21 protein-coding genes and 1 pseudogene are annotated in these 21085 nt (G+C 57.2%); 6 read left to right on the top strand and 16 right to left on the bottom strand.

Features of this window, described 5'->3' with window-relative positions; translation table 11 throughout:
- Positions 1–68: 68 nt before the first annotated feature.
- From ACOSDM_RS13495 to ACOSDM_RS13450, 10 genes and pseudogenes are all read right to left on the bottom strand, one after another.
- The gene (locus tag ACOSDM_RS13495; protein ID WP_420725258.1) at positions 69–692 is read right to left on the bottom strand and encodes a hypothetical protein; all 624 of its coding nucleotides are present in this window, start codon (positions 690–692) and stop codon (positions 69–71) included.
- Positions 693–869: pseudogene (locus ACOSDM_RS13490) on the bottom strand (DUF4167 domain-containing protein); the annotation flags it as partial.
- 163 nt (positions 870–1032) lie between these two features.
- The gene (gene prmC, locus ACOSDM_RS13485) at positions 1033–1932 is read right to left on the bottom strand and encodes a peptide chain release factor N(5)-glutamine methyltransferase (RefSeq protein ID WP_420725063.1); all 900 of its coding nucleotides are present in this window, start codon (positions 1930–1932) and stop codon (positions 1033–1035) included.
- The gene (gene prfA, locus ACOSDM_RS13480) at positions 1929–3011 is read right to left on the bottom strand and encodes a peptide chain release factor 1 (RefSeq protein ID WP_420725062.1); all 1083 of its coding nucleotides are present in this window, start codon (positions 3009–3011) and stop codon (positions 1929–1931) included. Before prfA ends, prmC begins: the two co-directional genes overlap by 4 nt.
- The gene (gene hemA / locus ACOSDM_RS13475; protein ID WP_420725061.1) at positions 3008–4342 is read right to left on the bottom strand and encodes a glutamyl-tRNA reductase; all 1335 of its coding nucleotides are present in this window, start codon (positions 4340–4342) and stop codon (positions 3008–3010) included. Before hemA ends, prfA begins: the two co-directional genes overlap by 4 nt.
- 3 nt (positions 4343–4345) lie before the next feature.
- Positions 4346–5605, bottom strand: a complete 1260-nt coding sequence (gene hisS / locus ACOSDM_RS13470) for a histidine--tRNA ligase (protein ID WP_420725060.1) — start codon at positions 5603–5605, stop codon at positions 4346–4348.
- Positions 5606–5648: 43 nt separating this feature from the next.
- The gene (gene ispG / locus ACOSDM_RS13465; RefSeq protein WP_420725059.1) at positions 5649–6776 is read right to left on the bottom strand and encodes a flavodoxin-dependent (E)-4-hydroxy-3-methylbut-2-enyl-diphosphate synthase; all 1128 of its coding nucleotides are present in this window, start codon (positions 6774–6776) and stop codon (positions 5649–5651) included.
- A gap of 108 nt (positions 6777–6884) precedes the next feature.
- Entirely contained in the window at positions 6885–8429 is a 1545-nt protein-coding gene (locus ACOSDM_RS13460; protein WP_420725058.1) for a RodZ domain-containing protein, read from the bottom strand.
- A gap of 145 nt (positions 8430–8574) precedes the next feature.
- Positions 8575–10860: a phosphoenolpyruvate--protein phosphotransferase gene (gene ptsP, locus ACOSDM_RS13455; RefSeq protein ID WP_420725057.1), complete on the bottom strand. Its 2286-nt coding sequence runs from the start codon at positions 10858–10860 to the stop codon at positions 8575–8577.
- A gap of 228 nt (positions 10861–11088) precedes the next feature.
- The gene (locus ACOSDM_RS13450) at positions 11089–12309 is read right to left on the bottom strand and encodes an aspartate kinase (protein WP_420725253.1); all 1221 of its coding nucleotides are present in this window, start codon (positions 12307–12309) and stop codon (positions 11089–11091) included.
- A 143-nt stretch (positions 12310–12452) separates the two neighbouring features.
- Here ACOSDM_RS13450 and ubiG point away from each other — a divergent pair, with 143 nt between their 5' ends.
- Together ubiG and ACOSDM_RS13440 are read left to right on the top strand one after the other, a co-directional pair.
- Positions 12453–13199, top strand: coding sequence for a bifunctional 2-polyprenyl-6-hydroxyphenol methylase/3-demethylubiquinol 3-O-methyltransferase UbiG (gene ubiG, locus ACOSDM_RS13445; protein ID WP_420725056.1), 747 nt, complete (start codon positions 12453–12455; stop codon positions 13197–13199).
- Positions 13200–13201: 2 nt separating this feature from the next.
- The gene (locus tag ACOSDM_RS13440) at positions 13202–14509 is read left to right on the top strand and encodes a DUF2254 domain-containing protein (protein WP_420725055.1); all 1308 of its coding nucleotides are present in this window, start codon (positions 13202–13204) and stop codon (positions 14507–14509) included.
- Between the two features lie 109 nt (positions 14510–14618).
- On the opposite strand, the gene rpsU is transcribed toward ACOSDM_RS13440, so the two are convergent.
- Positions 14619–14822, bottom strand: a complete 204-nt coding sequence (rpsU, locus tag ACOSDM_RS13435; protein WP_169624038.1) for a 30S ribosomal protein S21 — start codon at positions 14820–14822, stop codon at positions 14619–14621.
- Positions 14823–14964: 142 nt separating this feature from the next.
- Between rpsU and def the strand changes: the two genes are divergently transcribed.
- Genes def through ACOSDM_RS13420 form a run of 3 tightly spaced genes read left to right on the top strand, consistent with a single transcriptional unit; the run spans position 14965 to position 16624 of the window.
- Positions 14965–15534 (top strand): peptide deformylase, encoded by a 570-nt coding sequence (gene def, locus ACOSDM_RS13430; RefSeq protein WP_420725054.1) that lies wholly within the window; start codon positions 14965–14967, stop codon positions 15532–15534.
- A gap of 25 nt (positions 15535–15559) precedes the next feature.
- A complete protein-coding gene (locus ACOSDM_RS13425) occupies positions 15560–16264 on the top strand; it encodes a COQ9 family protein (protein WP_420725053.1) in 705 nt (234 codons plus the stop codon).
- Positions 16265–16273: 9 nt separating this feature from the next.
- The gene (locus tag ACOSDM_RS13420) at positions 16274–16624 is read left to right on the top strand and encodes a hypothetical protein (RefSeq protein WP_420725052.1); all 351 of its coding nucleotides are present in this window, start codon (positions 16274–16276) and stop codon (positions 16622–16624) included.
- On the opposite strand, the gene ACOSDM_RS13415 is transcribed toward ACOSDM_RS13420, so the two are convergent.
- Positions 16590–17699, bottom strand: coding sequence for a 5-(carboxyamino)imidazole ribonucleotide synthase (locus ACOSDM_RS13415; RefSeq protein ID WP_420725051.1), 1110 nt, complete (start codon positions 17697–17699; stop codon positions 16590–16592). The genes ACOSDM_RS13420 and ACOSDM_RS13415 overlap by 35 nt on opposite strands.
- A complete protein-coding gene (gene purE / locus ACOSDM_RS13410) occupies positions 17692–18204 on the bottom strand; it encodes a 5-(carboxyamino)imidazole ribonucleotide mutase (protein WP_420725050.1) in 513 nt (170 codons plus the stop codon). Before purE ends, ACOSDM_RS13415 begins: the two co-directional genes overlap by 8 nt.
- A 106-nt stretch (positions 18205–18310) precedes the next feature.
- On the opposite strand from purE, the gene ACOSDM_RS13405 reads away from it, so the two are divergent.
- Entirely contained in the window at positions 18311–19078 is a 768-nt protein-coding gene (locus ACOSDM_RS13405) for a diguanylate cyclase domain-containing protein (RefSeq protein ID WP_420725049.1), read from the top strand.
- A 28-nt stretch (positions 19079–19106) separates the two neighbouring features.
- Here the strand turns inward: ACOSDM_RS13405 and ACOSDM_RS13400 are convergent, their stop codons facing one another.
- From ACOSDM_RS13400 to ACOSDM_RS13390, 3 genes are read right to left on the bottom strand one after another with little or no spacing between them, the layout of a single operon-like run.
- Positions 19107–19364, bottom strand: coding sequence for a hypothetical protein (locus ACOSDM_RS13400; protein ID WP_420725048.1), 258 nt, complete (start codon positions 19362–19364; stop codon positions 19107–19109).
- The gene (locus ACOSDM_RS13395; RefSeq protein WP_420725047.1) at positions 19361–19858 is read right to left on the bottom strand and encodes a TspO/MBR family protein; all 498 of its coding nucleotides are present in this window, start codon (positions 19856–19858) and stop codon (positions 19361–19363) included. The genes ACOSDM_RS13400 and ACOSDM_RS13395 overlap by 4 nt, the downstream gene beginning before the upstream one ends.
- A gap of 4 nt (positions 19859–19862) precedes the next feature.
- Positions 19863–21065 carry a geranylgeranyl diphosphate reductase gene (locus ACOSDM_RS13390; protein ID WP_420725046.1) on the bottom strand — a complete coding sequence of 401 codons (1203 nt, stop codon included), beginning with the start codon at positions 21063–21065 and terminating at the stop codon, positions 19863–19865.
- Between the last annotated feature and the right edge of the window lie 20 nt (positions 21066–21085).

Raw genomic sequence — 21085 nt, 5'->3', positions numbered from 1 at the left:
AGATTATGCGGCGGCGCCTTTCATAGGCGGATGATCGCGCCTTAATCGGCGATGATTGTCATTTCCTGCTATGCTGGCTCTGAGCTTGCAGGGGCTTCCACAGCGGCACCGTCTTCCGAACTGGCAGATTTGCGCGGGGTGCGACGCGGGCGTCCTCGTGGGGCTTTTGGGGCCTCATCCGTATTGGCCGCCGGGGCTGCTGCTGGGGTGCTGGCCGGCTCTTTAGGTGCCGGATCTGCATCATTATTGGCGGGTTGGTTCTTGGTTTGAGTATCGGCAGAATTTGACGCCGGGGTTTCGCTGCCCTCCGCCGTATTCTGTTGCGGGCGACGCCCACGGCCGCGACCGCCATTGTTACGCGGGTTATTTCGGCCCCCGTTATTGCCCTGGCCGCCATTGCCTTGGCCGCCATTGCCCTGATTGCCGCCGCCTTGGCCGTTGTTACCCTGACTGTTGTTACCCTGGCCATTGTTGCCATGGCCGCTATTGGCATTGCGATTGCCGTTATAGCCGCCGGTATTGCCGTCGGCATCGTTGCTGTCGTCGCCATCGTCTTCGTAATTGGTGTCATCAAAGCTGTTCTGCTGATCTGATGCAGACTCGTCATGGCTTTGGCGCGGGCGGTCCCCCGTGTTGTTTTCATTCAGGATGCGGTAATAATGCTCCGCATGCTGCAACATGGTTTCTGCCATCACGCGGTCCCCGGACCCTTGCGAGTCACGTGCCAGCTGGATGTATTTTTCATACACCTGCGTAGCATTTCCACGAATACGAACGCCCGGTCCGTTAGAATCAAAATTCTGACGGGAAGGGTTACTACGCCGGGCATTGTTGCGATGCCGTCCGCGATTTTGTTTTGGATTATTCACGCGTTACCTCTTGAGGTGCGATTGAATCAAACGAGAGACAAGCTGAACCGTATCGTTGCAGCACCCGGTCAAAATGGGTCGATAAAGTCTTCTCTCTCGGAAAGTCGGTTTCGGAATGCCCATAATTACAGGCCGTCCCCCACGAAACGCGACGCACTGCAACCTAGCCCTTTGCCCGGTCCTTTCCAAGTGTTTTTTTTAAGGCTGTCGTGTCTGGTTTTTGCCCCAGCACGACACGGTCCCGCCCGGCAGTGTCTTGATGACAGGATATGCGTAAAAAACCGGCCTTATCCAGCAGATTTGGGACAGTTTGACCCTGATCCCAGCCAATTTCCAGGGCAATCCAGCCGCCGGGGCGCAACACTTTTGGCGCCGTTTCAATAATCGCGCGATAGGCATCCAAACCATCTGTGCCGCCATCTAGGGCTAGAATGGGATCATGATCCCGCACAGCAGGATCCAGATGCTGAATTTCCCCCTGAACGATGTAAGGCGGGTTGGAGACCAGGATATCGATCGATTGTGGCTTTAGAGCCGACAGCCAGTCACTTTCAACAAAGCGAACGCGACCGGAAAGACCCAGGGTGTCCGCATTGGATTGCGCTGTTTTCAGCGCCTCACTAGAAATGTCCAGGCCTATGCCTGTTGCCAAAGGGCAGTCATGCAGCAATGCCAGTATCAGGCAGCCGGTTCCGGTTCCTATATCAGCAATCTCGCATGTCTGATCCGTTGGTATAAGCGCCAATGCCTCTTTTACCAAAACCTCACTATCCATGCGCGGATCCAGCGTTGCGGGGGTGACATGAAATTCCAGTCCCCAAAAATTGCGGCGCCCGGTGATCCGGCTCATCGGAACCCCTGACGCGCGTAAGGCGACCCAATCCTGATATTGGGTGATATGATGCACGGGAAGGTCGGGATAAGCGATTATGTCGGTGGGCGTAATCCCTTCCAGATCACATAAGAGATGGCGGGCTTCCCATAACGGGGAGGGGATATCAGCGGCCTGCAATCGCGCCACTGCGGCGCGCAACGCAGTCTGGCGCGCCGTGTCTGGGCTCACACCGCTTCCCCTAATTCCGCCAAAAGAGAGGACTGGTCCTCCAGGATCAACGCATCCAGGATTTCATCCAGCGCTTCCCCCAGCATCATCCTGTCCAGTTTGTAAAGGGTTAGGTTGATGCGGTGGTCCGTGACGCGACCCTGGGGGAAATTATAGGTCCGGATGCGTTCGGACCGGTCCCCGCTGCCAACCATGGATTTGCGATCCGCAGCCCGTTCCGACGCCTGGCGTTCCCGTTCCTGATCATACAGACGCGCACGCAGAACCTTCATCGCTTTGGCGCGATTCTTGTGCTGGGACTTTTCATCCTGACAAGTCACGACAAGGCCGGTCGGCAAATGGGTGATGCGGATCGCGCTGTCGGTGGTGTTGACATGCTGACCGCCCGCACCCTGAGAGCGATAGGTATCCACCCGCAGGTCGCCTTCGTTGATTTCAATATCGACTTCCTGTGCTTCAGGCAGAACCGCGACTGTTGCGGCTGAGGTGTGGATGCGTCCACCGCTTTCGGTTGTTGGCACGCGCTGGACACGATGCACGCCGGATTCAAATTTTAGTTTCCCATAGGCGCCCGCCCCATTGATGGAGACTGTTACCTGGGCGATGCCGCCGACTTCATTCTCGCTGATATCGATCACTTCAAATGGCCAGCTATGATTCTGGCAATAGCGCTGATACATGCGTAAAAGGTCGCCTGCGAACAGGCCGGCCTCGTCCCCGCCGGTGCCCGCGCGGATTTCCATGATACAGGCGCGCCGGTCGGCCTCGTCCTTTGGCAGCAGCAACAGTTTCAGGTTCTGTTCAAGCTCTGGCAGGCGCTCGTCCAGGTTTTCCAATTCCTCGCGGGCCAGGCTGCGCATTTCCTTATCGCTGCTGTGATCCTCGATCATCGCCACCAGGTCTGTGCGTTCCGCCTCTGCCGCCCGAAATGTCTGGGCAGCCTCCACAATGGGTGTCAGTTCGGCATATTCCATGGAAACAGCCTGGAATTCTTCTGCAGGCAATGTGCCTGTAGACATGCGATCAGACAGTTCCATATGCCGTCTGATGACGCGGTCAATATTATCGGTCCAACTCATTCTGTATCGCTTCTTTCATCCTGAATGCGCAGCGCGAACAGGCGCTCCAGCACGCGGTTTACTGTAATTGTGTCACGCAGGTCTGCCGCCCCGCCTTCGCTGGCGATGGCGCGCAGGGTTTCGCTGGGTTCGTGCAAAATGCGGTTGACCAGAAGGCGGGTCGCCTCTGCTGCATCGGCACTGGGATGGCGGTTTAGCACATCTTCACGCAGGCGGTCGAATTGTTCTCTCAAGGCGATCAGGCCGGGAACGCCTTCCCGCTCTGCCTGGCTGCGCCGCCAATCGATCAGCGCGCTGTCGACCATAGCGGCGGCTTCCGCAGCCTCTGCCTTGCGGTCTAACTGGCCCTTTTCTGCCAGCCGTTCAATATCTTCCATCGTATAAAGGAAGGCATCGGGCAGAGTGTCCACGGCTGGATCGATATCCAGCGGAATCCCGGCATCAATCAGCAGGATCGGTTTTGATCGGCGGGCTTCTAATGCTTTGGTGACACTATCGCTGTCCAACAGATATCGGCCCCGACCGGCAGCGGTGATCACGATGTCAGAATGCGCCAGGGCGCGGTCCAGTTTTTCATAATCCTGATAGGTCAACCCGCGCCGCGCTGCTTCCCGCTCTGTCCGGCGTGATGGACCGGTTAAATCCAGCACCCCGATCCCCGCACGCTGAAACTGTTCTGCGATCAGTCCGCCGGTCTCTCCCAACCCGATCAGCAAGGCGCGGCATCGGGCCATCGTGCCGTGCAGGTCCTGGGCGACCTTTACCGCGGCGGCGGCGGCGGAAACGGCCCCTTCTCCAATTCGGGTGGTGCTGCGGACCCGCTTTGCTAATGCGAAGCTGGTTTGCATCAACCGGTCCAGTTCTCCCTGGATCATTCCGGCATCGCTTGCAACCTGCACAGCGTCCTTCAATTGACCCAGAATTTGGGACTCCCCGATCATCTGGCTGTCCAGGGCGCTGGCGATGCGAAAGACATGGGCGACGGCATCCACATCATACAGGCGGTAGAAGGTGGATTCGGGGACGCTCATTCCCTCTAACCGACTGCGCAAGCGCCGTTCTGCTGTGCCACTGGCCCGTTCCGGGTCGGTGGATGTGCCAATCAACTCTACCCGGTCACAGGTCGACAGTGACACCAATTGCGTCAGTCCCGCATCGCGACAGGCTGCCAGGAATTCAGGCTGGGCAGGCGGTTCAACAAACAGGCGGTCCCGGATCCGCGCGTCGGCCGTGCGAAAGCTGGCCCCCACGATGTAAGGTCTATCCATTGGGGCCGGGCCAGCGCCATCGACACTTGTCCCAGCGGTTGTCCCAGCGGATATCCCGGCCATGGTCTACCCCCGATCTTCAACCCGCATCACAGTCAAGGTTGCCGCCAGGTCGGTCATCGCCACTTCTTTCTGTTCGCCATCATCCAGGGTTTTGACCTGGGCCACGCCCTTGGACAATTCCTCATCTCCTAAAATAATCGCCGCCCAGGCATTGACCTTGTTGGCGTGCTTCATGCGCTTCTTCATATTGCCGGAAAAGGCGAATTCGGTGCGCAGGCTGCTGCCGCGCAGGGTCTTTGCAATGGCCAGAGCCTGTGCTTCCGCTGCGTCCCCCATTGGGACGATGACCAGCGGGCGGTCCACAGGCGGAGCTTCAGCCGATAACATTGCCAGGCGTTCTATGCCAGCGGCCCAGCCAACACCTGGCGTTTCCTGTCCGCCCAGCATGCCAATCAACCCGTCATAGCGGCCGCCTGCCATTACCGCACTTTGTGCGCCCAGCGCATCGGTGGTGAATTCAAAGGCGGTATGGCAATAGTAATCCAGACCCCGCACCAAACGGGGGTTCAGCGTGTATTCGATGCCCAGTGCATCCAGGCCGGTTTTGACCGCGGCGAAAAACTCGATGCTCGCCATGTTCAGATAATCTGAAAAAATCGGGGCATCGGCGACGATCTTTCGGTCGTCCTCATCCTTGCTGTCCAGGATACGCATCGGGTTGCGGGTCAGGCGGTCTTTTGATTCAACAGACAATTTCTCCAGATGACCTTGGAAATATTCAACCAAGGCCTCGCGATAGGCGGCGCGGCTTTCCGTGTCGCCCAATGTGTTCAACTCCAGCACGGTCTTATCAACAATGCCCAGATCCGTCAGGATGGCGTGGCCGCAGGCAATCGCCTCCACATCGGCCAGGGGCTGTGCGGCCCCGATCAGTTCGATGCCGATCTGGTGGAACTGGCGCAGACGACCTTTCTGGGGGCGTTCATGGCGGAACATGGGGCCGGAATAGAAGTATTTCACCGGGGCATGCTGCGCCAAGCCATTGGAGATGAAAGCCCGACACACGCCCGCTGTATTTTCCGGGCGCAGGGTCAGCATATCGCCGCCCTTATCTTCGAATGTGTACATTTCCTTGGTCACGACATCAGAGGTATCGCCCAAGGTGCGCGCAAAGACGTTGGTGAATTCAAAGATCGGTGTGGCGATCTCGTCAAAGCCATGCAATGCGGCTGTACCCCGCGCTGTATCGCTGACATGGCGATGCGCGCGCATGTCATCGGGCAGGAGGTCATGGGTGCCGCGTACCGGCTGTAAATCTGCCATGGGTCAGAATCCTTAACGTCTACAAATTGTGGAGAATGGGTCGCTATTCCGCCGCGATGGTGGCGGTTTCGGGTTTCTCAGCCTCAATTTCCGCCGCCTTCTGTTCCACCAGTTCAACCAGATGGTCAACGATGGATTGGTCTTTCAGGCGATGATGGGGCATCCCTGCAATGTAAACCTGATGGGTGCCTTTGCCGCCACCGGTAAAGCCAATATCGGTTTCACGCGCTTCGCCAGGGCCATTCACGACACAGCCGATCACACTGACAGTCATCGGCGTGGTAATATGGGCCAGCCGCTCTTCCAGCACTTTTACTGTTTCGATTACATTGAATTGCTGCCGGGCACAGGATGGGCAGGAAATCACATTCACGCCGCGATGCCGCAGATTCAAGGCTTTCAGCATGTCAAAGCCGACTTTTACTTCCTCTTCAGGCTCTGCAGACAGGCTGACGCGGATCGTATCGCCAATGCCAGCCCAAAGTAGGGAGCCCATGCCGATGGAAGATTTGATCGTGCCGGATCGCAATCCGCCCGCTTCGGTAATTCCCAGATGCAGGGGGTAATCGCAGGCTTCGGCCAATCCATGATAGGCCGCGACTGCCAGGAAGACATCGGATGCCTTCACACTGATCTTGAATTCGGTGAAATCGGCATCTTCCAGAATGCGGGCATGCTCCAGGCCGCTTTCCACCATCGCTTCGGGGCAGGGTTCGCCATATTTCTCCAGCAGGTGCTTTTCCAGTGATCCGGCATTCACCCCAATCCGCATGGAACAGCCGTGATCCTTTGCGGCCTGAACCACGTCTTTCACGCGCTGGGCGGACCCGATATTGCCCGGATTGATCCGCAGACAGGCAGCCCCCGCTTTGGCGGCTTCTATCGCACGTTTGTAATGGAAATGGATGTCCGCGACGACCGGCACCGTCACTTCGGGAATAATTTTGACCAGGGCGGCGGTGGAGTCTTCGTCAGGGCAGGACACCCGAATGATATCCACCCCGGCAATTTCACAGCGACGGATCTGATCAATTGTTGCCTGTACGTCCGATGTCAGCGTATTGGTCATCGTCTGCACGGTGATTGGTGCATCGCCCCCCACGGCGACCGGGCCAACCATGATCTTGCGCGACGGTCGGCGGTGTATTTCGCGATAGGGTCTAACGCTCATGATCACTCTCTTTCAGGGTCGGCGGCGACCACCAGAAAATGCGCGCTTTTACCCGGAAGATCAAGGTTGCCCTGAACTTTTAACACAAGCTTGATGAAGACGGATACTCTAAGGCAGTAAATTCTCTGGCGTCAATGGAATGTCCCGGCGGACTTCGCCCAATGTCCCAAGCGTTGGGGCCATGGTGCCGTTCACAATCAGTTTCAGTGCGCCGATATTGCCGGAACTGAGCGTCAGGCCGGGACGGTCCGGCACGCGGTAGATTTCCCCCATCAGCATCAGCTTTTCAATCAGCACCTGACCCTGAGCATTCTTCACCTGGATCCAGGATTCCTGGGTTGCCTGAATGATGATGCGGGAATCAGAGGGGGAGGCAGCCGTTTGGGAGTCGTTTGTGTTCTGTGTCACAGCGGGGGGGGCTGGCGTTGTCGGCGCTGGATCTGTCACAGGCCCCTGCACGGTTTCAGGCTGTGCCGCATCCGTTGAGTTTTCAGGTGGTGCAGGCTGTGGCGGAGGTGCCAGATCCTGTGTCGTGATCGCCGAACTTTCTGACTGGGGCGCGTTTGACGCGGCGCCCGTATCAGCGGTTGGTGATTCTTGCGCTGAGTTGGGTTCAGGCTGGCTGGGTTGAGTCGGGCTGGGTTGAGGTGGCGGCGCAGGTACTTCTGGTTCCGGCAGGGCATCTACACGCTGTTGTTCTGTCGATGCACTCTCTGCCGCGCCGGATTGCGTTTCCGCTTGTGTTGATGTGGCGGTCGCGTCTTGTGTCGCAGCCTCAGTCTCCGCGCCATCAGAACTTGCTGTTGCCTGGGGTGCCGCTGCACTGGGTGTTTCTGTGCTGGTTGGTTCCGTGCTGGTTGGTGCTTCGGAACTTGGTACCTCAGATGGGGCGGTTTCTGCTGGCGTTGTTTCAGTGGATGGCAGTGTCGGTGTCGCCGCTATATCCGAAGTGGCCGGTGCGATCGCGTCCGCAGTATTGGCAGTATCTGTCTCACCTGTTGACGTTTCCGGCGCGGGCACGGCGTTGGAAGCGTCGGCTTCTGATGGTGTGACGGACGGTTCAGACTCTGTTTCCGCGCCGTCTGCGAAAGGGGTATCGCTGCTTTCAGGGGTGCTGGGGGTGTCCACAGCGGTTTCAACTGGCGCCGATGTGTCCGGTGTCGATTCCTGTTCAACCAACGCCATCAACCGGGCTGGCACAGCTTCGACAGCTTCAACAATGGTCATATTCTGGGAGGAACTGTAAAGCCAGACACCATAAACCCCGCCTGCCAACAGCAATACAATTAGCAGCAGGGCCGCACCCGGTACCCGATTGCCGGGCAGGGGTTCTGGGAACTGCAATTGGGTTCGATGGCTAATGCCACGCGCTTCAACTTTGAACCGGTCGACGATTTCGGCGCTGTCCAGGTCCAGATAGCTGGCATAGGCGCGGACAAAACCGATACCATAGGTCACACCGGGCAGGTCTTCTATGGCCCCGGATTCAAGGGCTTGAAGATAGGGTAGGCGAATGCGCAGCGCTGCAGCCACTTCGCGCAGGTCCTCATCGCGCGCCAGTCGCGCTCCACGTAAGATCGCCCCAACACCGGCACCCGGATTTTCGGGATTGACGCCCTTACGCGCCTGTTCCTGATCTTCAGACGCTTTCATATACCCCAACCATAACAAAATTGCCCACGCCCATTCTGTTTTCTCAGCATGGGCAATCGACGAAAAACGTTCCTGTCTCAATACTATGGCGCGATTGGTGCCGGATTGCAAAGACCCAAAACGACGCTGGTACCAGGTCTTGTTCCTAAACTGTTATGCCATGGTCGCGGGCAAAGTTGGCCATTGCACCGCGCAGGGACCGATCCGGTCGATGGGTCAGGGCTTCTGTAAAGTCAGACAAGGCGGAAACAGTGCAGGCCCGAACCGTATCACGCAGCGGGCCGATATTGGCCGGAGACATCGATAATGTGCGGATTCCAAGCCCGATCAGGGCCAGGGCTTCCAGCGGCTGTCCGGCCATTTCGCCACAGACGGACAGTTCCAGGCCATTCTGCTGGGCGCGGTGCACGACTTCTTTCACGACATTCAGGACCGGTGCGGACAATGCGTCATATCGACCGTCCATGCGGGGATTGCCGCGGTCGCTGGCAAACAGAAATTGCAACAGGTCATTGCTGCCGATGGAGATAAAATCCGCCTTTTTTGCCAGGGCGTCCAATTGGAATATCAAGGACGGCACTTCCAGCATTGCGCCGATTTTCAATTCTGACGGCAGCGGCAAACCACGCCGGGCGGCGCGTGATAATTCCTTATCCAGCATGGCGCGCGCCTGTACAAATTCATCGGCATTGGCGACCATTGGGAACATCACCCGCAAAGGGCGTCCGTTGCTGGCCTGGATCAGGGCGCGCAATTGCCCGCGCATCAGACCCGGCCGATCAATCGCGATGCGAATGGCGCGCCAGCCCATCGCCGGGTTTTCTTCCTGCATCTCGTGAAAATAGGGCAGAACCTTGTCGCCGCCGATATCCAGGGTGCGAAAGGTAACAGGCTTGCCTTCTGCCTGGTCCAGAATGGCGCTGTACAGTTCGGCCTGGGTCGCCGTGTCGGGAAAGTCAGATCGCACCATAAAGGGTACTTCGGTGCGATACAGGCCGATGCCCGCAGCGCCGGAATCTTGCAGATGTCCCATATCGATCAACAGGCCGGCATTCATCATCAGAGAGATTTCGACGCCATCTTTCGTGATCGACGGTAAATCCTTTGCGGCCCGATAATGGGCGCGCTTTTCTTCAAACATCCGCATCGATGCTTTAAAAGCAGACCGTACTTCATCGCCGGGGCGGATGTAACACAGTCCATTCCCGCCATCGACCAGGATTGGATCCATCGGTTCGACGCGGTCCAGAATGCCTTTTACGCGCCCGATCACTGGTATTTGCAGGGCCCGCGCGACAATCGCGACATGGGATGTTGATGATCCTTCTTCCAGGATCAGCGCTTTCAGATTGCTGCGGTTATAATCCAGCAGGTCCGCCGGTCCCATATTGCGGGCGACCAGGATGGTCTCTTCCGGCAGCATATGGGCGCGGGTGCCATCCGCATCCCCGGTCAGGTGCTGCAACAGACGAAACGCCAGATCTTCCAGGTCCAGCAACCGTTCCCGCAGATAGGCGTCATCGACCTTTTTCATCCGTGCGCGTGTATCATCCTGTACGCGTACGACGGCGCCTTCTGCGGTCAGGCCATTGTCGATATTCTCCACAATGCGCCGGATCCAACCCTTATCTTCCGCAAACATCCGATAGGTTTTCAGGATGTCAATGTGATCGCCTGGTCCTTCGGCATCCGCTTGGGCCAGCAATTCATCCAGCCTTTTATGCATGCTGGCCAGGGCTTCTTTCAGCCGCAACTTTTCAGTTTCGGAATCCTCAGCGACGGTACGCCCGACAGGGATGGCGGGTCGATGCAAAACCGCATGCCCCATGGCAAGGCCGCCATTCAGCTTGATCCCGTCCAGGCGCAAAGGGGCAATTCCGATGCCATCGGCAGGACGCTGTTCAGAGGTTTCGATCAATTCCCCGCTGGCAACCATTTCCGCGACGACCATGGAGACGGTTTCCATCGTCTCCACTTCCTCATCGGTATAGTCACGCTGCGTTCGGTTTTGAATCGCCAGAACCCCCAGCATACGGCCACCGCGCAGGATCGGTACCCCCATCATGGAGGTATAGATTTCTTCCCCGGTTTCCGGGCGATAGGCGAAGCTGGGGTGTTTACGGGCCTCTGCCAGAGCCATTGGGCGGCTGTCAGCGGCAACGGCCCCGACAATCCCTTCACCAATGCGCAGGCGGGTATTATGGACGGCTTCCGGTTTCAGGCCCTGGGTGGCAAACAGTTCCAATACATCCCCGGCGCGCCTGACATAGATGGAGCACACTTCAGCGACCATATCCCCGGCGATCAGCTTGGCAATGCGGTCCAGTCGGTCCTGAGCATCGCCGGGACCGGCCATAACGTCGCGCAGCCGCCGAAGCAACTTGCGAGGTCCTGCCCAAACTGTAGGGGATGGTGCCGCTTCTCTGGCCATTCGCCCTGTAGTCTCCCATCGTTATGCCCGTTGTGACTGTTCAGAACGGGTTCTGCCTGTTCAAACCGGATAGAGCCGGATCCTGATCGCGATCCAGCCCCGCCAAACCGGGTTTTTTTGTTCCTGCCCCAGAGCATCATGCGCTCGCAAGAGCTCACACAGGATGCTCTTATCTCTCTTTTCAGCAAATACGTCGTCGCAAACGTCCTCGTTTGCGAAGGCTTTGCCCTAGGCGGCGTCGAGGCCATAGGCGGTATGAAGCGCCCGGATCGCCAGTTCAGCGTATTCCTCTGCAACCAGGGTGGATATCTTTATCTCACTGGTTGAGATGACCTGGATGTTGATCCCCTTCTCAGCGAGGGTTTTAAACATCGTTTGAGCGACCCCGGCATGGCTGCGCATGCCAACCCCGATGACGGAGATCTTAGCAACGGCGCCATCCGATAGCAGCGTTTCATATCCGATCTTATCGTGATTCCCTTTCAGCACGGAAATTGCGCGATCAATGTCCGCGCGGGCCACTGTGAAGGTCATATCGGTGCGTTCCCCATCGGGAGAGACGGATTGCACAATCATATCAACATTGATCGATGCATCGGTCAGCGGGCCAAAGATATGGGCTGCAACGCCTGGTTTGTCGGCAACCTTCACCAGTGTGATCTTGGCTTCATCCCGACTATAGGCGATGCCGCTTACGACTTGCTTTTCCACGATCTCATCCTCATCGACAACCAATGTGCCCGGCTTATCTTCAAAGGAAGACAAGACCTGAAGGCGCACGCCATGGTTCATGGCAATTTCCACACAACGTGTTTGTAACACTTTGGCACCCAGAGACGCCATTTCCAGCATTTCTTCATGGGCGATACGATCAATTTTTCGCGCCTTCGGCACAATGCGCGGGTCGGTGGTATAGACCCCGTCAACATCGGTATAGATATCGCAGCGATCCGCCTTCAGCGCGGCCGCCAGCGCAACTGCCGTCGTATCCGACCCGCCCCGCCCCAGGGTTGCAATGCGATTGCGGGGTGTCACCCCCTGAAATCCTGCAACGACGGCGACCTGATTCTCCGAAAAGCGTTTAACGATCTCAGAGGTGTCGATATCCTCAATGCGGGCCTTTCCATGCATTTCATTGGTGGTAATCGGGATTTGCCAACCCAGCCAGGAGCGGGCTGATATCCCCATTTCCTGCAGTCGCAATGCCATCAGACCTGCGGTGACCTGCTCGCCAGAGGCAACAATGGAATCATATTCGCGCACATCATAAATGCGCGATGTTTCCTGAACATAACCGACCAGCTGATTGGTGACTCCGGACATGGCGGAAACCACGACGGCCACTTCATTGCCTGCATCCACTTCACGCTTCACACGTTGGGCTGCATTGGCGATGCGATTTATGTCAGCGACGGAGGTTCCGCCAAACTTCATAACAATACGCGCCATCTCTTCGGGATCGCCTTCTTCAAGAATAACCAGAAAAACCTTGGCTGTTGCGGCATGCGACCGCTTGCCCCGCGCGGGCGGCGTATCCATACTCGCTACAGGTTTCGCGTGCAAGAATTACCAACCTGAATCGGAAATTCCCTATGACTGAACGTGCTGCATCAACAGTTGATCCGAAAGAGATCGAAAAATTTGCCGCCATTGCAGACCAATGGTGGGACCCGGATGGGGAATTCAAACCGCTGCACATGTTAAATCCCGTGCGTATCGGCTATATCCGTGATCGCCTGTGTGCCCGGTTCGGGCGCGATCCTCTGGGGCCAAAGCCGCTGTCAGGCCTTACGATATGCGATATCGGCTGTGGCGGTGGCTTGATTTGTGAGCCCTTAAGCCGCCTTGGTGCAGCCGTGACGGGCGTGGACGCCACAGGGCAGTCTATTGATGTTGCCTATAACCATGCCCAACGCATGGGGTTGGATATCCGCTATCGCCACACAACCGCCGATGATCTGGTGGCGCAAGGCGAACAGTTTGACGCCGTTGTGAATATGGAAGTGGTCGAACATGTGTCCGATTTGCAGGCCTTTATTGAAGATGCTGCGGCATTGGTTCGACCGGGTGGCGCGATGGCGCTGTCGACATTCAACCGGACGGCAAAATCCTTTGCCTTAGGCGTTGTTGGGGCCGAATACGTGCTGCGCTGGTTGCCGCGTGGCACCCATGATTGGCGAAAATTTGTAAAACCAAGCGAACTGGCTGCTGCGTTGCGCCCGGCCGGGATGATCGTCAGTGATATCTGTGGGATGGCGTATAATCCAATTCAGGATGACTTCCATCTGGCCCCACGTGATATAGACGTGAATTATCTGGCCTTTGCTGTGAAAGGATAGTTGTGGGTTTTCTGATAACGCTGAAATACGCCATTGGCGAAGTTTTCAAGATACGGGCCCTGGCGACGATTCCTGGTGTCATTGCCATTTCGATCTGGCTGTTTTCGATGCTCCTTCTGTACCTGGATCGCACGCTGCAGCCGCATCTGCCGGATTTTTTGCAGGCGGGTTGGTTCTGGGTCGCAAAGGATACAGCGGAAAGTGTTCTGTCGGTTATCTCTGGTGCGGCCATCACGACTTTGGGTCTGGTTTACTCACTGGTCCTGATTGTATTCACACTGGCGGCAGGAAACATTGGGCCGCGCCTGTTGCAGCGTTTTACCGGTGATCGTGTCAATCAGATTACCGCGGGACTATTGGGCGCTACGTTTCTGGTTTCCTTGACGGTGCTGCACCAGACATCAGAAACCAACGTCCCGGTCCTGTCGGTCAATTTTTCGTTCCTGCTGGCGGTTTTGTCGGTTTTGCAGCTGATCTACTTTGTTCAATCCGTGTCGCGCAGCGTGATGATTGACGAAGAAGTCGCGGAAATTTCACGACGCTTGGAAGATAAACTGTCCCAGATCGTGAAAAGTGTTGAGAAACAGGCCGACAAGACCAGCAAGTCTCTCAAAGAGAAAGACTGTATCCCCCTCAAAAGCGTTGAAAACGGGTATCTGACCATCGTGGAACAGGAAACCCTGTATTCACTGGCCTGTGAGCATGACCTGGAAGTAAAATTGCTGAAAAAGATTGGCACCTTCGTGTTGAAAGACCAGCAGTTTATTACTGTAACCGCCGGCAGAAAGCTGGACGATGAGCCCCGCGAGTCAATCCATGAGCAGATAATCAATTGTGTGTATCTGACCAAATCGCGCAGTGCCGTTGATGACATCGAATATGCGATCAATGTTCTGATCGAGATCGCGTTGCGTGCGCTGTCGCCCGGTGTGAATGACACTTTTACCGCAATCAGTTGCATTGACCGGCTGACCGGTGCGCTGAACAGCAGCGTCCAATGTGGCCTGACAGAACAAAGTATTGTCGATGATGATGGCTGTGTGCGGGTTCTAATACCGGGTTACACTGCCGATAGCCTGATCGATGCCGTATTTCATCCGCTGCGTCGGTCTTCCTCGGACAATTTGCTGATGCTGGTGACACTGGCAAATGCCCTGTCCCGTTTAAGCGAAATCGCCCATCCCAAGCTGGGCGATTTGCTGCGGGTCCATGGTCAGTTGGTCTATGACAGTTATGCCAGCAGCAATCCCCTGCCTGAAGATCTGGCGCATTTGAAGACACGACTGGATTTTGTGGATATCAAGCAATAGCATTAAAGCTGGCTTTAAATGCAAAAACGCCCTCGAACCTAGGGCTCAAGAGCGTTTCCACTGTAACGATCAACCGATCCTTTGCAGGGTCGGTGACAGGTCCGTTAATCTAGAACCCTTCACGCTCCAGGCGCTTCCGTAAGAGTTTACGGTGGCGCCGCTGCGCTTCTGCCTTTTCACGGGCTTTCTTTTCCGACGGCTTTTCAAAATGCCGACGAAGCTTCATTTCCCGGAAGACGCCTTCACGCTGCAACTTTTTCTTGAGCGCACGAAGAGCCTGATCGACGTTATTATCGCGTACGATGACCTGCACTTGCTTTCACCCGCCTTTCAAGCGATTGAAGTTTAATCCATAGACACCGAGAGCGTATCCCTCGGAGATGAGGGCGGCGTATAGCACTTCATTAGGGGTTTGTGAACCCTTAAAGACAGCCAGACAGGGAAAGGGCTTAATTATGGCAATTCTTAAGATCGCGCGTATGGGTCATCCGGTCCTGCGACAGGTCGCACAGCCAATATCTGATCCCGCTTCGCCAGACATGAAACGCCTGCTGGCGGATATGATCGAGACAATGGAAGATGCCGAAGGGACAGGGCTGGCGGCCCCCCAGGTATACGCGCCGCTGCGAGCGGTTGTCTATTACGTGTCAGCAGGCCGGGCCGGGAAGGATAAACCCGCTGTGCCCTTGACCTGTTTGATCAACCCGATCATCACCCCAATTGGGGAAGAAATCGCCTATGATTGGGAAGGGTGCCTGTCTGTGCCCGATATGGTGGGGGTCGTCCCGCGCCCGACCCGCATTCGCCTGCAGGCCGAAACCCCGGATGGGGGTTCGATTGATGAACACTATGACGGATTTCATGCCCGGGTGTTGCAACATGAATGTGACCATCTTGATGGAATCCTCTACCCTCAGCGTATGGATGATCTAAGTTTATTGATCTTTCGGGAAGAGTTGCGCCATGGTGTGCCCGAGAAAGCCCAGCGTTTGCTGTCGGCACAGGCGTCTGTGCCAAAAGACTAGGCAAAGCAGAAGGAGAGATGCAGCAATGGTAAAAATCCCTGACGCCGATCAATCGGATATCAGAGCCCAGCGCGATCAATTGATCACAGCCGTTGTGACGCATGTCCCATTTGACGGCTGGACCCGTGCCGCATTGCTGCGCGGGGCGGAAGATATCGGCCTGGATAAATCAGACGCCCAAGCGCTGTTTCCAGGCGATGCCCGCGACATGATCGCCTGGCACAGTCAGATGGCCGACCGGCGCATGATGGTCGCATTGGAGAAGGCAAATCTGGACAGCCTGAAAATTCGCGAAAGGATCGCCACCGCCGTGATGACACGGCTGGAGCAGAATGCCCAGGACCGAGAAGCCATTCGACGGGGGCTGGCCATCCTGTCAAAACCTCAGAATGCCGGTCTGGCCCTGCAACTGCTGTATCGGACGGTTGACGATATGTGGTTTGCGGCGGGGGATCGCTCCACGGATTGGAATTTCTATTCCAAGCGGATGTTGTTGAGCGGGGTTTACTCTTCGACCCTGATGGTCTGGTTGAATGATCAGACGGAGGATTTTTCCGAAACACGCGCGTTTCTGGATCGTCGGATCGAAAACGTGATGCAAATCCCGAAACTGAAAAGCCGTGTTTCTGCTGTGGCGCAAAGCTTGCCGTTGAATGTTCCAGGTCGTGTGGCTGCCCGGATGAAGGCCTTTCGGTCGTTCGGGCGCGGCGGTATGCGCGGCACTTGGTAAGCCTGCCCAATGTTGATCAAGCATCTGCGGGAGGAATTGCAAGACGCGAAGGCCAAGGGATGGCGGGAAGAGGCGCAATTGGTCTCTCGCAATGCCATCGTTATTGCCGCAGCGGCCTTGTGTCCCCTGGGTGTGCTGATGGCTGTTGTGGTGATGATCCTTTGGGATTCACTGCGCAATATGCCCTGGGGGATGGCGGATGCGGCAATTTACTATCCGGTCAGCGGTTTAACCCTGATCGGTTTGGCTGTTCTGTTGCATAGCCGGAAAATTTATACGCTGTCGTTGCTGTTTGCGCTGGCCCCGTTCCTATGGGTACCGGTCTTCATTGGCTCTGGGATTTACTGGGCCGTACGGTGATCGTTGGGCTGTGAAGCGTCGTCACATGGCCCATTTTGCGGCCAGGGCGGCTTTCGGCCTTGCCATACAGATGCAGCCGCGCGCCGGGCTGTACCAGAATTTCACGCCAATCATTGACTTCATCGCCAATCAGGTTGCGCATCTCACAATCGCTGATCCGCGTCGTATCGCCCAAGGGCAGGCCGCAAATTGCCCGTACCGTTTGTTCGAACTGACAAGTCGCTGCGCCATCGATTGACCAATGCCCGGAATTATGGGGCCGGGGGGCCATTTCATTGACCAGCACACGCCCATCGCGGCAGACAAACATTTCCACCGCCAGCAAGCCGATGTAATCCAGCGCCTCAATCGTCTGGGTTGCGATTTGGGTCGCGCGCTGGGCGATGGCCGCATCAATGCGCGCCGGGACAAGGGTTCTGTGCAGAATGTGATCGCGATGAATATTCTCTACCGGCTCAAAACAGGCGATAGATCCATCCAGACCGCGCGCAGCAAGGACGGAAATTTCCAGCGCAAAATCGACAAACCCTTCCAGGACACAGGGCACGGACCCCAGTTTCTCATGCGCGCCCATCGCATCCGTTGCGCTCTGCAGGGTTGCCTGTCCCTTGCCGTCATAGCCCAGGCGGGCCGTTTTCAGAACGCCGGGCAGACCGATGTTCTGCAAGGCAGCATCCAAATCTGATTGTGACTGGACTGCGGCCCAGGGGGCGGTTTCGATCCCGGCCTTATTCAGGAAGGATTTCTCTGTCACCCGGTCCTGCGCGATGGCCAGGGCAGTGGCCCCCGGGCGGACCGGCACGGTTTTAGCCAAACGCTGAACCGCAGCAATCGGGACATTTTCAAATTCCAGGGTGACAACATCAACCGATTGGGCAAAGGCATCCAGGGCGGCGGTATCATCATATCCAGCGGCGGTATGCTGGGCGACATGGCTGGCCGGGCAATCGATCTGGGGTTCAAAAATATGACAGCGATAGCCCAGACGTGCAGCAGCGATTGCCAGCATGCGGCCCAATTGCCCGCCACCCAGAATGCCAATCGTGCTGCCGGGGGGAAGCGTGCCATCATTCATCACGGTTGGGTTCCTCAGCAATGGCTGCAGTTTGTGTCGCGCGATACGTGTCCAGGGCAGCAGCGACCTTTGGATCGTTCAGGGCGATCACGGATCCTGCCAGCAGGCCGGCATTCACCGCGCCGGAACGCCCGATGGCCAGCGTCCCGACAGGAATGCCCGCTGGCATCTGGACGATGGATAACAGGCTGTCCTGGCCCTTCATGACAGTGGATTCTACCGGGACGCCAAAAACCGGCAGCGGGGTCATTGAGGCGATCATACCTGGCAAGTGGGCGGCTCCCCCGGCCCCGGCGATGATAACCTTTAACCCGCGGTCCCGCGCGGTTTCGGCATAGCTGACCATGCGTTTTGGCGTGCGGTGGGCGGAAACGATTTTGACTTCATGGGCGATTCCCAGAGTCTCCAGAACGGCGGCGGCGTGTTTCATCGTTGGCCAGTCCGACTGACTGCCCATAACAATGCCGACCAGGGGCACAATGCCGATCAGGGGCGCATCGCTCATCGTCTTTCCTCACCTTTGTGCTAGTATGTAAAAACCCGGAAAGTAACCGGGAAGGGCGCGAGTATAAGGACGCGGCGCGCGGGCGCAAGTGGTGTATGGTGACAGCATGAAGACAGACGAAACCAACCTTGTGAAGCATGAAATTCCGTTCGTTCAGCGCAGCGGTGTCTCTGCATATGCGGGCATCACATCGACCCATTTAAAATCACCAGCGGAGCGGGAGCGGGATGCCCTGGACGCATGGCGGGACCGACAGGCGGAAGGGAGGGCTGAAGAAGATCCGATTGAGATTCATCAATTGGATCTGGACTCCACAGAGCCCAATGCACGAGCCGCGCTGCAGGCCTTCACCGATACACTAAAGCAGTTACAGGATGCCTTACAGGCGGCGGATCGACGGGTGGCCTGGCTGGAAGATGAGCGGCATCATGACCCCGACACGCGGCTGTTGCGTCATGATACCTTGCTGGCGGAAATCCGGCATTTGGAAATGCTGGACCGTCAGGAAGGGCGCGCCAGTGAAATCGCCTTATTGCGGGTGACCGGCTTTGCCCGGTTTCGCGATAAGGTCGGTCGATCTGGGGCGGAAAAAACCATGATTGCCCTGGGCAAGGCCCTGCGGGCAGCGCTGGAAGACAGTGAACCTGCGGGTAGAATTGGGGATGGGGAGTTCCTGGTTCTGCTGACCGGTCTTGCTGGTACCGCAGCGGAAGAACGCGTCCTGGCCCTGGCCCAGGCAATAACGGCCGAAATCGATTCCAATTCGGATGCGGTGGAATTGCGACCGGGGGAAGTTGCGATTGGTCAGGCAGTTCTGGGGCCACGGGAAGATCCGATGGCGGCCCTGGCCCGCGCGGATAAGGATGCGCGTTAGAACATCCGTTTTAATTCAGCCGGATATCCTAACGATGCATGCGCCATAGATCATACAGGTGGGCGGCAAAACTGCCCGCCAGACAGGCCAGCAGCGTCAGCCAATGGGCCCCCCCCAAAGCCAGGCGCAGGGCCAGAACCAGAAAGGCGCCTGAAATCAGATTTGGCAGAAACCGTGCCAAAGCCGGTCCCCCCCTGGTGGCGCGATGAGTCAGAAACAGCGCTTCTGCTGCGATGATAAGTAAAATCGCATCTGCGATATGGACCAGGGGGAAGGGGGGCATCATCCGCCAAAAGGCCCATTCAGGCGCACGACGCCACAATTCAAATGCGACGCATAGCCGACCCACAGCAGGTATGGGATCAATATCAGCATCGCACGCCGCGAATAGGGAGCAACCACCCACATCATCCACGCGACCGACAGCCACAGAAAGACGACCTCAATCCGACCCCAATCCGGTCGTTGCAGAGTAAAGAACAGCCCGCTCCATCCCGCATTCAACACACCGTTCAGGATAAAGGCGGCTATAATGCGGCGGCGCTGTCGGGCGGTTTCACTGTCGCGCCAGGCCCAGACACCGGCAATGGCAGTCAGCGTGAAGATAAGGGTCCAGGCGGGACCGAACGCCCAATCGGGGGGCTGCCCCACCGGCTTTGTCAGATCGTGATACCAGGGGCCAATCGTGGTCAGGGCCCCGCCGACCCCGGCAGTGACAACAGCCCAGGCCGCCGCCGCCAGGGTTGGTTTCCAGGGGCGGAAACTCTGCAAACGCATCATATGCCTAAGCTTTGGAGGATACGAACCCGCATAAATGGGCCATATCTTTAAAGAAGATTTTGATATGGGCCATGGGGTCCCGCCGGGTCAGCTTCTTGTTCATATACGATTCCCAGGTCAGTCGCTGCACATCCGCATCGTTGCACATGGAAACGAACCGTTCCCGGCGTTTGTCGCTGCTGTACCAGAATTTCTGCATGATTCCCAGAATCCAGAAGACACGCCCATGGTCTTTCATAAACCGTTTGCGACAGCGCGCCAGAGCTTTCACATCGCCGGTCGCCAGCAATTCCTCAACCGCCTCAGCCGCAAAGCGACCACAGATCATGGCGTAATATATCCCCTCACCCGATGCCGGCGCGACAACCCCCGCCGCATCGCCCGCCAATAGGACATCCTTGCCATTATCCCAGCATTTGCGGGGACGCATGGGGATTGGCGCGCCTTCCCGCCTTACGGTTTCCAGCCCAGCCATGCCGTTCTGTTCCCGCAAGGTGGCCACCGCACCACGCAGGGAAAACCCCTTATTGGCGCTGCCGGTGCCGATGCTGGCCGTGTCGCCATGCGGGAAGACCCAGGCATAAAAATCAGGGGACAGCCCGCCCTGATAATAGACATCACAGCGTTGACCGTCATACCGCGCAGGGGTGCCGCTGTCATTGGCAGGCGCGCGGACAATTTCATGATAGGCGAAGACGCAGGGGACATGTTCTTCCCGCAACGCCTGTTTGGCGACCACGGAACGCGCACCATCGGCCCCGATGACGGCACGACAACGCACCGTTTCCAGGGGCCCGTCTTTTCCCATGCGATAGCAGATGATCGCGGTCCCATCGGTGTCGCGCTCCAGACGCTCAAACGTGCCCGTCGCCCGCATCGCCCCGGACAGGCCCGCCCGGCGGCGCAGATACTCGTCGAAATGTTCCCGGTCCACCATCGCGACATAGCCATCATCAATGGGCATATCAACCAGCCGGTCGCTGGGGGAGATGATGCGCGCGCCCCGCACTTTGGCAACCAGTTGCCGTTCATCGATATTAAAATCTCTCACCAGCCGCGGGGGAATTGCACCGCCACAGGGTTTGATCCGGCCCGCCCTGTCCAGCAACAGGACTGAGCGTCCAGCCCGCGCGAGATCCTCAGCAGCAGTCGCGCCACACGGGCCACCACCGATCACCACAACATCATAAATGTGTAACGAGTTCATTGATCAAACTCCCCTACGGG

Origin of the sequence: Hwanghaeella sp. LZ110, assembly GCF_048892525.1 — a bacterium.
In the GTDB taxonomy this organism is placed as follows: Bacteria; Pseudomonadota; Alphaproteobacteria; order UBA8366; family Aestuariispiraceae; genus Pacificispira.
This window is presented reverse-complemented; position numbering and strand designations above follow the sequence as displayed.